Source organism: Pseudoalteromonas ruthenica (assembly GCF_008808095.1).
GTDB lineage: Bacteria > Pseudomonadota > Gammaproteobacteria > Enterobacterales > Alteromonadaceae > Pseudoalteromonas > Pseudoalteromonas ruthenica.
Genome location: NZ_CP023397.1, coordinates 644,374 through 656,246 on the forward strand (window position 1 = coordinate 644,374; position 11,873 = coordinate 656,246).

Here is an 11,873-nt window from a genome sequence, read left to right on the forward strand (position 1 = left end):
ACCATTAAAAGCGGTAGGTCATGCCCACACGATAGGTAGCGCCAAGGGCGTTATGATTTATTGCATCAAAACCTCGGGCAGAGCCATATGCTGTGGGCGGCTCTTCATCTGTGAGGTTGTCGATATTAACGCGTAGGGTGAGCGCGTTGCTCAGCTCATAGCCAGCAGAGAGATCCCACACTAACCATGAGTCGACCTCTCGCTCACCTTGCGCATCGAGCGCGCCAAGCGCCTCCAACTCGTCAATTTCACGACCCCTCAGGCCATCGATATCGTCGCTGTAGCTGTCAGTATAGTTGGCCCCTATAACGATATAGTAATTGTCGCTATCCCAAGCTAAGCTGACGCGGCCCACATTCTCGGGGTAACGATAACTACCCACTAAAGATTCAATGGCATCGGAGCCTGGGCGGTTACGTTCGTATTCGAGATAATGAGTGGCGTCAAAACGCAGCGTCAAATCTCCTTGGGCCAGTGCAAAGCGATGATCAAATTTGATATCCACGCCTTGTAAATCTTGGCTGCCGGTATTTTCTAAGGGGATCACATGATCGCGAGATAAAGGCAGGTATAACTCACTGTCACGGGGGTCAAAAGCGGCAATATAATTGTCAAGAATCTCAGAGAGATCAGCGCCCTGTTGCTCAATGCTGAGCCCTTGTTCGTCAGTCACCTCACACAGCTGTTGATCGTAGGCAATGCCTTGCTGCCCTTGTGGTACCAGGTTGCAATGGCGTAAGGCTGCATCGCTTAGTGCTCTGTCGAGTACCGCCGTCATATTGGTATCGATGACTTTTTCGTGATTGAACTGCCAGTAATCAATGGTGAGGTTGGTTTGGGCACTTGGGCTCCATGCAAAACCTAAGCTTAATGCCTGCGACTCTTCCGCTTTTAATTCCGGGTTGCCAAGTTCAAGCGAATTGACTGTTACTTCGGTGCCATCGCCCATACAATATAAATCGGCCACCGCTTGGTTGGCGCCACAATCAAAGGTTGAGGTGGTCGTGCGCAGCTTTACGCCGGCCTGAGTCAATGACGGAGCGCGGAAGGAGGTCGACCACGAACCTCGCAGCACCATAGTGTCGGTGGGGCGGTAGGTGAAACCAAGCTTGGGGTTAAAGGTACTGCCGAAATCATCGAAATGATCGTAACGCCCGGCGGCTTGCAGCTCAAGCTCGGTGCTTAGTGGAATATTGAACTCTGCATAGGCCCCCCACTGAGTGCGGTCGGCCTCGGCCAGGCTAGAGCCAAAACCGAATACATCCACTAAATAGTCATTTTGCGCCTGAGCTCGTGAGTCTAAAGAGGGGATGTCTTCAAGCTCTTCGCGGCGAACTTCGACACCAAAAGCTGCATTCACTGCGCCCGTATCAAGCAGCAGTAATTCACCGTTAATATTGGCATCCCAAGCATAAACCGAGCTTTTTCCTGAGCGAGAGGGTTGTTGTTGTGTTAATGCCAAAGTCGCATCATTGGTGCTATCGCCGAGCAAAAACGGGTTATAAAACGGGCGTAATGTAGCGTCATCTGCGCAGTTTAAGGTAGTGCCATCGTAGCTTGCAATTTGTCCGTCACTGCACAGCTCACCGGTTAAAGCAGCGTGAAACTTGAAGCGGTTATAGACGCCAGCAATGGCAACTTGCTCTGACTTTGAGCGCGATAGGGTGATACCACTTTGCCAAAACCACTCACCGAGGCTGCCTTCAAGTTCACTCACCAAGCGCATGTTATCCGACTCAACTTCAATGGTACGCGGGTCGTTAAAACGGGCATCAAAGGCAAAACCATAAACTTGGCGATTATTTACGGTGTCAAAGGGGTCGATATAGAGCTGCTCTAAAAGCGGGTTTGAGCCATCTGCTTGGTCAAAAATAAACAGGCTTTGCTCAAGGGCATAAGGGCCTTCGCTGTCATCAATTTGATTGATAGGCGCTGGCGAAGAGTAGGCTGTTGATTGCGTATGGCTGTAGAAAAAATCTGTTTTCCAATTAAGATCGCCAACGGCTTGCGTAAAGGTAAATCCAGTAGCGAGGCTTTCAAATGGGCTATCGAGATAGTCGTCCTCATTGCCGTAGTAGGCACATATTTGCTCGCCATATTCGGTCTCGACCAACTCGGTTTTACACCCAGGGGCGGGGAGTTCTAAGCCATCTCGCTGCGAGTAATAATAAATGTTTGGCGTGTTGTCGAGCTTGGGTAAATAAGAATAGCCACTGACTAGGAGAGGGTTTTTGGTGTAGTCGCGATCTGTCGCTTTAAAGGCATTACGGTGATAATAATCGGCGAATACACTGAGATTGCCTTTGCCAAGTTGCGTGCCCCAAAGCAAATTAATTTGCGTTTTACTTTCATCACTTTGTGCCAAACTGTCGCCGTATGAGGCATTGACTTCAAACCCCTCAAAATCATCTTTAAGGATGTAGTTGATAACGCCGGCAACAGCGTCTGCGCCGTAAATGGCTGAGGCACCGGTGGCAAGAATTTCAATACGTTCAATGGCCGCGAGCGGAATTGCGTTAACGTCAACAAAGTTTTCCGTGCCCGCTGCAAATGAGCTCGGCGCAATGCGTCGGCCATTAACCAGTGTCAATGTTGAGGACGGTCCCATCCCGCGCAGGCTCGCTGCTGATTGCCCAGCAGGAGTGGAGTTAGAGGTACCGCCACTTTGAGATGTGGAAAACGTGCCAGTCCCCCCACGTAGCTGGGAAATGTCTTTCAGTAGGTCGTGGATGCTATCGGCGCCGGAGCGAGCGATATCATCTTGGTCCAACACAGTCAGCGGTTGTGCGCCTTCCAAATCCACGCCTTTTAAGCGGGAGCCGGTGACGTCGATGCGCTCAATATTTTGCTCAGCAGTAGCTTGGGGCTTTTCAGCCGCCGATAGCGAAGGGCACACAGCCGCAGTCACGGCCGCAGCTAAAGATAACTTGCGAAACATATTTCACCTGTCGATGTTGCTGTGCGCGTCATGCACACGCTCAGTGAGTGCGCGCTTTCATGCACAGAATTTTATTATTGGTAGATAGAGTTAGGGTGAGATGGCTAAGACGTACTTAACCACCGCGTTGTAAAGACAACGGGTGGGCTACTCGTCAAACCACTCCGACAGGTAATGGGGCGAGTAGAAATATGCAGCAAGCACTGGGGCTTTTTTCAACATTTTCTCGCATTCCTCATAGGTTTTTGACAACGCAAACTAAACGGGTTAGCTTGTACTCGATTTTTGAGTCCTTTTCGTTATAACACCCAATTATTGCTAAAGCAACAATTGTTTTACATTTAAATCAGCCTTGGAAACTTATGACCATGATTAAGGATTTAGGCGCTATTCGCGCATTTTCGACTCATAATCGTCTCTTTTACCCTGTCTTGTTTTTTATTTCTCTATTCGTGTTACCGCTTGCACATGCCCAGACGCACATATTGATTGGCGGTGCTTTGCACACTTGTTCATCGCTAGGTGCTAAGCATTGCCTTGATAAAACGAATTTGCAGGGCAAGCGTAGTAACCTTTATCAGCTCGATACACAAGCTATCGACAGGCTAGAAAAGCACTGGCCAGAGCAATACCAACCGCAAAAGGCGCGCATTATCAACGCGCTAAAAGCCATCACCAGTGAGCAAAAAATGAGTCGGCAAGCGCTACTCGACAAATGGCATGCGGTGGATGAGCAAGTGCCGTTAATCACCGATGAGCTCTATTACTTCATCCTCGATAACCTCGAAGTCTATCAAGGAGATAAACGCCAGCGTTTGGTAGAGCATGTAGATAAAACTCGCACTCGTTCGCAGGCGGCCAAAGATATTGTCGCCTTCATTGAAAAAGCCACGCTGGTGGCAGCGCAACAACAGAAGCAACCTGCAAAGATATTGGCGATCACCGCATCAAGCAGAGACCCTTATGAGTCCGCTGACTTTTATGAGCAACTACTGCAATTTGATGGGGTCGAAACGCAGTGGTTGGCATTGACGCCAGCGTTGGCGCAGGCCATTACCGAGAATCGCTGCGAGTCCTTACCTGCTCTGCGCGCGAAAGCGTTCAGTTTTGCGCGCTCACGAATCTACCCAGAGCGCATCGCCCAAGAGCATGCATTGTGCGAAGCCGGGGTTGCCAGCTTAGTGGAAAAAATCCAAAGTGCGACAGCGGTGATGTTCAATGGTGGCGATCAGAGCTTAACGCGCAAGATACTCTTTGCAGACGATGGCGCCCCCTATCCTTGGACAGCCGCGCTAAAGGCGCGCCCTGTTATTGTTGGCACCAGTGCTGGGACGGCGGTACAAAGTGGCGGCAGTAATGAGCAGGGCGCGGTGGCTATGATCACCAGCGGTGATTCGATAGGCGCTCTCAATGCGGGTGCTAAACCCCATTCAGCTCCTTCAGCGCGAGTGCAGCAACGTGGTGGCGTGACGTATGAGCAAGAAGGGGGGTTAGGAAGCTTTACCTATGGGGTATTGGATACCCATTTTAGTGAGCGTAATCGTAGTGTACGTTTGCACACATTAGTGCAACACATTGGTCAACATCATGGCTATGGTGTGGATGAGACCACGGCACTGGTCACGCTGTCTTCGGCATCAGGCAGCGGCGCTGCAGTACTCGGTGCTGCAGGTGTGGTAAAGATAACTCCCACGGCAGAAAATGCCTTTCGCTACAGCTTTTACCCTGCGGGTGTGCGCTTAAAACTAAACGATGGGCACTGGCAGCTGGCTGAGAATACCGAGCAAGTCAGTAGCCCTCAGCTTGCCAACCAAGCGTTACCGGATATTCGGTTCAACGATATTATGTACGATGCTAAGCTTCGCAGTCTGACTCAGGCAATGTGTATGACCAACACTAAAAAAGCCCTAGCGCAGCAATTTGCCGATGGCCAGTATTGGCACTTTACTCTAACTGCAGACGAGCAGACTCGCATGGTTAACACTGCTATAAGTAATAATGCCTGCGCCGTTGAGAACTTACTTATAAGCTTCTCTAAAGCCCAGTAATTTCGCACCATAAACTATAATGGCACCGAGCTCGGGGTGCCATTACTCAAACATACTTTGTCATCAGTTTATCTTTGATTCTTTTGATAGCAACAATAGCGAGTATGACTATAAATCATATCGCGGTAATGCTGTGTAAGCGTTTTTTCCTAGTTGTAATTAGCCACAGTCCCTATTTTAACTATACTGAGGGAGTTGCAGCGTGAGGGAGAACGGTTATGCCTTTGAAATTTAGATTACTTATCGCTTTTTTATTGGTGGGACTGATCCCAGCTCTGGTTATCACTTTGATCAGTGGCTACATCAGCAGTGAGGCTCTGCGCGAGCAGGCCTACAACCAATTACGCTCCATCGAAACTATCAAAAAATTACAAATTAAACAGTACTTCGAGCGCATTGAAGTGGATACCCTCAGTGCAGCCAACGATTGGTCAGCACGCATGAGTGAGTCGGACTGGGTTAGAAGTGCGCACCAAAACCAGAGCCGCTTCGCTGATTACATTGAGCGCCGAGGCTACTACGATTTATTTCTTATTGATGACACAGGGGTGGTGAGCTACTCGGTCACTAAAGAGGCGGATTATCAAAGCAATCTTGTCAGTGGCCCTTACAGTGACTCGGGGCTTGCCCAACTGTATCGTCAAGTGATGGAAACAGGCGAATACACATTCAGCGATTTTCAGCCTTATGCACCCAGCGGCGGCGCCCCCGCTGCGTTTGTCGGCGCGCCCGTTGTTGCTGGTGGTGAAGTTCAGGCGGTGCTTGCGTTGCAGTTATCCATTGATGCTATCAACGAGGTCATGAACACGCGCGAGGGAATGGGGCGCAGTGGTGAGAGCTATTTAGTTGGTCAAGATTATCGTATGCGTTCAGACTCGTTCTTAGATGCTCAGGGACGTTCAGTTAAAGCCAGCTTTGCCGGTACCATTGCTGATAATGGGATTAAAACCAAAGCGGTCACTGAGGCCTTGGCTGGTCGCAGTAACACCGAAGTGATCATCGATTATAACGGTAATCCAGTTTTGAGTTCTTATGAGCCCCTTGATATTGGCGACACGCGTTGGGCGATGGTGGTAGAAATTGATCAACAAGAGGTATTCAGTAGCGTTGATAAGCTGATATCCAGTATGATGGTATTGCTGGTCTTGGTTATTGCGGCAATATTACTGGCAACATGGTGGGTGGTAAGAATGATCATCACCCCTCTTGGCGGCGAGCCTGAGGAAATGCAAGACATCAGTGAGCGTATCTCCCATGGTGATTTAAGCTGCGAACTAAGCGCACGAGGCGAGGGCAAAAATGTATACAACTCCATGCGAGCGATGAATTCCAATCTGCGGCAGTTGGTCGGTCAGCTCAGCGATACTGTTGATACCTTGGGCTCTACAGTTGAGCAAACATCGGCCAGTACCGAACAAGAGCTGGAGAATAATCGCACACAAATGGAAAATATCATTAGTATTTCCACAGCCATGCAAGAGATGTCGGCCACCATTGATGAAGTGGCAAAAAGTGCTCGTAACGTTGCTGATTTAACGCATGGTTTAGAAGGCACATCGCAACAAACTAATGATTCTATTAATCAAACCTCGGGTGCCCTGCAACAGTTATGTGAAGAAATTGGTCGTGGTGAGAATACCATTAATAGCCTGAGTGAACGTAGCCAAGAAATCGGGTCGGTGCTCGATGTGATTAACTCTATTGCTGAGCAAACAAATTTGTTGGCGTTAAATGCCGCAATTGAAGCGGCGCGGGCTGGCGATCAGGGTCGTGGATTTGCCGTGGTAGCCGATGAAGTGAGACAACTGGCACAAAAAACGCAGAGCTCTACGAAAGACATAGAGTCGATGATTGGCATGCTACAAAAGGATGCTAAGCACGCTCGCGAGTCCATGGCTCGAAGCAGTCAATACGCCAGTGATACAGCTGATAAATCTATCAAAAGCACGCAAGCACTGCAGCAAACACTAGAGCAGTTGAAAACAGTGGCAGGCCATGTTGAGGTGATCGCCACGGCCGCCAATGAGCAGAGCTACACCGCTCAAGATATCTCTAAAAGTATGACGCGCATTAATGATGCTGCCAACGATAATGTCGCTACTGCTGAACAGGTTAAAGCGGCCAGCGAGGAACTTCAACGTCTAGCCTATGAGTTGCAAACCAGTAGCGGGCGCTTCAAGCTTAATTAATGGTTTGCGCACGCAGCTCGCTTTGAATTTGCTCATATAACATTGTGTCGACCTTCAATGCACTGATATGGGTTTGTTGTTTGGCCCAGTGCAGCGCAGTGATGGGATCATCGACGACATGGTAGAAATAATAGGCCAGAGCATCGGCATAGTTATTGGCATCATCCGCAAGTCGGTGAGCCATGCGTTGTTGCGCACTAGCGAGCCACTGTTTTGGAGCCGCATGTGCTAGGCGCACAATTAAGGCATCGGGAATGTCGTCGATGTTCAAATTAAGGCGAGAAAACTGCTCAACAAACTGCTGTGCTTGACCCAGCGCCATGAGTGTATCGGCAAAAAGTAGCCAAGTGCTGGAACTAAGTTTTGCGCCCATCATGGGGGGGAGTGCTTGTTTTGCTGCCAGGTATTGGCCATCAAAATAAAGCGCGGTGGCAAAGAGCTCTTGCGTAAAATAAGTCAGTTCAGAGTTGCCCTCGCGCAGCGGCGAGTGAGCAAGGCGAGTAATAATTGGCTGCAGAGGTTCACTTTGCATTTTTACATCAAGGGTGCACACCATGGCCAAATCAACACTGTGCTTAGCGGCCAGTGATAAACAGGTCGCAAGCGCCTTATCAAAAGAGCCAAGTACGGTTTCAATATTCGCTTTTAATAGTAGCGCATTCGCATCGCTAGGTCGTAATGTTAGGTAATGCTCAAGTGTACTTAAAGCAGGCTGAAAGTGGTGGGCACGTTGCAACATGCTGGCGCGCCAAAAATGACTGATAGGTCGCTCATCGCTTGTGCGCTTAGCTAACTCTTTACTCAGTGCTTTATGGGTAAATGGCTGTGGGGTCACAAACTTATTGCCAGCGATATGCTCCACTAACTCATCGAAACTAAGGTCGTTCAGACGTGTTTCCTGACTCTTAGGTTCATGTATATGTTCCAAATGGGCAGTGCAGGGCATCGACACTGTCGCTGCGAATAAAAAGCTAAGGGTGGCGAGTTTCATAACAGCTCCTTAAAAAAGGCCTTCCATGGCCTAGGTTTAACAAGGCAGGTCCGTATTGCCTAATTGCTAGCGTCGACTAAGTCTTGATAGAACTCGGTGGTGTCGACATCGTTGCCAAATATGCGGCCATTTACACGGGCCGGCATGGCGTCACTGGCAGCGGTAAATGCCGCTCGGCTGTAGCTTGAAAAGCTGACCTGTAAAGCGTCGACAGTTATTTGCGCTGTCGCTGCAACGGCCATGTTCTTGCCATCGTCGACAGTAAAACTAAAGCTATCGCTGCCGGTGTACTCAAGCATTGGTTGATAGCTGAAACTGCCATCAGCGTTGACGGTGACAGTGCCATTGGTCGGCGCCATATCTAAGGTGAAAGTTAAGGTATCACCATCAGCATCGGACGCTTGCAGTTTTCCGTTCAACTCGGTGTCAGCTTGCGTCGTAAAGCTTGCATCCGCGACACTGGGCGCGCTATTGCTTGGCATTGGCTGCTTTTTGTCTGTGCCATCGTTATCGCTGCCACAACCACTGAGAGTCAGCGCTAGGGTGGTAGCAACTGCTAATTGGATTAAGTTACGCATGATGATCACCTCTTATTACTGCGAACCCGGTAACGGGGTCGCTAAATAAGGAAATTGTGCGTTGGTGTCCTGTGCACTAATGGGCGCGCCATCGGTGAACGGGACATTACCAACGCTTGCATCGTCAGAGCTGCAAAGTCCTAAATCAGTGTCGTTACCGGCAACGGGGATGGGGTAACATAAACGGCCCATCACTACGCGTAAGGCGATATCGACAACATCATCACCAGGGCGACGGCCATTGGGGAAACCCGCTAAATCATCGCCAACAACACCAAAGGTAGACTGCTGCTTTTGTGGTGTGGCTGTAATCGCAGTATTTAGGCGTAACATCTCAGAAGGTGTCACGGTTGCTAACTGGTTAACGCCCTCAAACCCGGTTAGGAAGGCAGTAACCAAATCGATGCGCGGAAAGTTAGTTGGTGCCAAGGTTTCAATATTAGTGCCTAGTGTTTGGTTGACTGCATCTTTGAAAAGAATATTGAGTAGCTCTGGTAAGCTAGGGTGGGTCACATAGTCAGCAAATTGACCATCATCTTTTGGATGAGCACTGGAGAAGGTGTCTTTATCTTTTAGGCCAATGACCAGCTCATTAACCAGAGGGTTACCAAGACGTGAAACCTGCACTAATGCTCCGCCATTGACTGCAGGCTTGGCAAAATTTGCTCGCGGATTAAGAATACGCGCTTGTGGCATCCACGCTGTAGTCCATGTACCAATGGTGCCGTTGCCTTCACCGGTAACACACTCTTTAGGTAATTCGAGCGCTAAAGCGGTCACGTTTTTGGTTGCTAAGTCGTCATTAGCGGTGTCCTGAGTAATACCACCTGGGAATCCTTCACCGTCATTGGCACCCGGTGCACTATCGCCTTCTACGGGCACATAGTTGACCAAATCAAAGGTTTTGCCAAGGTTGACGACAAAGGGGTCTTTGCGTTGACCAACAAACACTTTTGCCGGTGAGCCACAATTAGGTAGAGCCACTTCATAGACAAATTGGTCACTGTATTGCTGATAGGCAGCAGGGCTGGTAAACGTTTTATTACCGATATAATCCAATGGCTTGGCAAAATTTTCTGTGCTGGTCATTGGGTTAGTCACGAGGGTGCCTGTACCTGAGGCCATTGGGCCTTGCACGACACTTAGGGTATAGCTTTCAGAGAAGTTAGCTGCGCTTTGATCGCTGGCGCTGATTGGCCCCACGTTTTTTAGCGGGACGGCGATACTTTTCGTATTGCCCTCAGGACCCACATTGAGTGCAATGCCATCGCCACCGGCGAGTGCCGAACTAAAATCGAAGACATAGGTTAAATCCTCGATGGCGTCGCCATCATTGTCGATGTGAATGGCGTATTTGGCATCTGGGTGCATAGCGAAGTAATTGGGACCACCATAGGGGTCTTGGAGCGGAATGTAGTTAGCAATAACGGTTACATAGCCACCCCGTTGCGCCTCGTAACTATTGAAGGCATAAAAGTCGGTGGAATCGACCGTAGGCATTCGCGCGATATTAGGCGCTTCTCGATGACTTGAGGCATGAGCGGGAAGGGCACTAAGAATACCGAGAGCACCGGCGACGATAGAAAGTGATAAGTGTTTAGCATGAGTCCGCATGGGATTCTCCTTTTTGCTGAGTTCATAGCCGTAACGGGGCAAAAAGGACTTTGGATGCAAAAAAATTAAAAAAGCTAAAACTTTTTTAAAAACTTTATATTTTCAATTGATTAGGCGCATAAAAAAGGGCCCGTGCGGGCCCTAAAAACATGGTTTGCATTAAATATCGACTAACTCAGCCGTATATAGCACTTCGGTGGGCGTGCCAGTGGGAGAGCCTCCAAGTGGCTCTAAGCTGACAGCGAGCAGGTTGATATTGCCATCGGCGAAGTCTTTGGGGATAGGGAGCGATGCCTGCCCTGATTTGGGTAACAAACCTAAGGAAATTGGCGCTTCTTGTGTTTTTACTATCATCCAAAGCTCGTAGTCTTTATCTTGTCTCGCTTTTAGCTGCTCATTTGCTTTAATCAGCAGTGCGTTGTCGGTAGCATCAATAAGCCAAAGTGGCTGTTGCTGCTGATCTTTTACAAGCGCAAACTGATCACTGACAAAGCGCTGGTCCACCGGCTCTGAAGGCAACATCACCAGTATTGTGAGCAATACACAGGCCGCAAGGCTGGCAGCGCTGATTGTTGGCCAGAACCAAGGCGTTGATGTTTTAGTCACTGATTTGCCGTGGCCGATTGCGGTGACATTCTGTGTGTTGTTGATACGAGCTTGAATCTTTTGCCATACCTGTGGATTGGGCGCATCGTGGGGCAACTGCGTACCCAGTGCATTGAGGTGCTGCTCCCACTGATTTGTTGCATGGCGCGCATAATCTGAGGTCATCAATAAACGCGCAAAGCGTTTACGTGCGGGACCCTTGAGCGTTCCGAGCACGTACTCGGCAGCTAAATGATCAATGAGGTTGTGGTTGTCATAGTTCATATTCCTAAGCACCTCTTTAATTGCGATAACCCTCGACGGATCCAGCTTTTAACTGTGCCAAGTGGGTCGCCCAAATGGGAAACGACTTCGCCATGGCTAAAGCCACGAAAATAAGCTAAATGAATCGCATGACGTTGCTCTGGAGCAAGCGCCTCGATACAGTGCGCCAATTGTGAGTTTTCTTCAGCCACGATGGGTTGCTCACTGCCATGAGTTTCTTCACACTCCTCCTCTTGGCGGACCTTTTGATAACGCAGCATGTCTAAGCAGCGGTATCGCGCAATGCTCACCATCCAACTGAGCACTTCTCCCTTATCTGTTTGATAATCGCTGGCATTGTGCCAGATACGCACATAGGCCTCTTGCAGCGCTTCATCAGCTAAGGCTGGGCTATTCAACATTTTACGACAAATAGCGTTGATGAGACCGCTGGTGTCTTTGTAGAGGTGTTCAAAAGCGCGTTGATCACCTTGCGCCACCGCTGTCAACCAAGCTAAATGATGTTCTTTTTGCACGACGTTATCCCCTTAACGATTAATAAGTCTAATTGGATGCATAGACTCTTGCCAGACTAGCATATAACACTATTTTAACAATTAATTAGGTTGATAATTAGCAACGACATCAATAACTTCGTTGTATTAA

At 49.0% G+C, this 11,873-nt stretch carries 8 protein-coding genes; 2 read left to right on the top strand and 6 right to left on the bottom strand.

Features of this window, described 5'->3' with window-relative positions:
• Nucleotides 1-4 precede the first annotated feature (4 nt).
• Complete coding sequence (locus PRUTH_RS18105; RefSeq protein ID WP_151174117.1) at nucleotides 5-2,938, bottom strand: TonB-dependent receptor plug domain-containing protein; 2,934 nt, start codon at nucleotides 2,936-2,938, stop codon at nucleotides 5-7.
• Nucleotides 2,939-3,300: 362 nt separating this feature from the next.
• On the opposite strand from PRUTH_RS18105, the gene PRUTH_RS18110 reads away from it, so the two are divergent.
• Both PRUTH_RS18110 and PRUTH_RS18115 read left to right on the top strand, forming a co-directional pair.
• Complete coding sequence (locus PRUTH_RS18110) at nucleotides 3,301-4,986, top strand: cyanophycinase (protein ID WP_151174118.1); 1,686 nt, start codon at nucleotides 3,301-3,303, stop codon at nucleotides 4,984-4,986.
• 218 nt (nucleotides 4,987-5,204) lie between these two features.
• A complete protein-coding gene (locus PRUTH_RS18115; RefSeq protein ID WP_151174119.1) occupies nucleotides 5,205-7,175 on the top strand; it encodes a methyl-accepting chemotaxis protein in 1,971 nt (656 codons plus the stop codon).
• On the opposite strand, the gene PRUTH_RS18120 is transcribed toward PRUTH_RS18115, so the two are convergent.
• The 5 genes from PRUTH_RS18120 to PRUTH_RS18140 form a co-directional block, all read right to left on the bottom strand.
• Nucleotides 7,168-8,166, bottom strand: a complete 999-nt coding sequence (locus PRUTH_RS18120) for a hypothetical protein (protein WP_151174120.1) — start codon at nucleotides 8,164-8,166, stop codon at nucleotides 7,168-7,170. The two genes, PRUTH_RS18115 and PRUTH_RS18120, sit on opposite strands and share 8 nt — an antisense overlap.
• A 59-nt stretch (nucleotides 8,167-8,225) precedes the next feature.
• Nucleotides 8,226-8,744, bottom strand: coding sequence for an Ig-like domain-containing protein (locus PRUTH_RS18125; protein ID WP_151174121.1), 519 nt, complete (start codon nucleotides 8,742-8,744; stop codon nucleotides 8,226-8,228).
• A 15-nt stretch (nucleotides 8,745-8,759) separates the two neighbouring features.
• Nucleotides 8,760-10,358: a DUF4331 domain-containing protein gene (locus tag PRUTH_RS18130; RefSeq protein WP_151174122.1), complete on the bottom strand. Its 1,599-nt coding sequence runs from the start codon at nucleotides 10,356-10,358 to the stop codon at nucleotides 8,760-8,762.
• Nucleotides 10,359-10,517: 159 nt separating this feature from the next.
• Nucleotides 10,518-11,228 carry an anti-sigma factor gene (locus PRUTH_RS18135; protein ID WP_151174123.1) on the bottom strand — a complete coding sequence of 237 codons (711 nt, stop codon included), beginning with the start codon at nucleotides 11,226-11,228 and terminating at the stop codon, nucleotides 10,518-10,520.
• Complete coding sequence (locus tag PRUTH_RS18140) at nucleotides 11,225-11,743, bottom strand: RNA polymerase sigma factor (RefSeq protein WP_151174124.1); 519 nt, start codon at nucleotides 11,741-11,743, stop codon at nucleotides 11,225-11,227. The genes PRUTH_RS18135 and PRUTH_RS18140 overlap by 4 nt, the downstream gene beginning before the upstream one ends.
• Between the last annotated feature and the right edge of the window lie 130 nt (nucleotides 11,744-11,873).

What these genes read in the sequence shown, in the direction of transcription:
- PRUTH_RS18120 (WP_151174120.1), bottom strand. Translation starts at nt 8,166, where the DNA reads ATGAAACTCGCCACCCTTAGCTTTTTATTCGCAGCGACAGTGTCGATG.
- PRUTH_RS18130 (WP_151174122.1), bottom strand. Translation starts at nt 10,358, where the DNA reads ATGCGGACTCATGCTAAACACTTATCACTTTCTATCGTCGCCGGTGCT.
- PRUTH_RS18105 (WP_151174117.1), bottom strand. Translation starts at nt 2,938, where the DNA reads ATGTTTCGCAAGTTATCTTTAGCTGCGGCCGTGACTGCGGCTGTGTGC.
- PRUTH_RS18115 (WP_151174119.1), top strand. Translation starts at nt 5,205, where the DNA reads ATGCCTTTGAAATTTAGATTACTTATCGCTTTTTTATTGGTGGGACTG.
- PRUTH_RS18135 (WP_151174123.1), bottom strand. Translation starts at nt 11,228, where the DNA reads ATGAACTATGACAACCACAACCTCATTGATCATTTAGCTGCCGAGTAC.
- PRUTH_RS18110 (WP_151174118.1), top strand. Translation starts at nt 3,301, where the DNA reads ATGACCATGATTAAGGATTTAGGCGCTATTCGCGCATTTTCGACTCAT.
- PRUTH_RS18125 (WP_151174121.1), bottom strand. Translation starts at nt 8,744, where the DNA reads ATGCGTAACTTAATCCAATTAGCAGTTGCTACCACCCTAGCGCTGACT.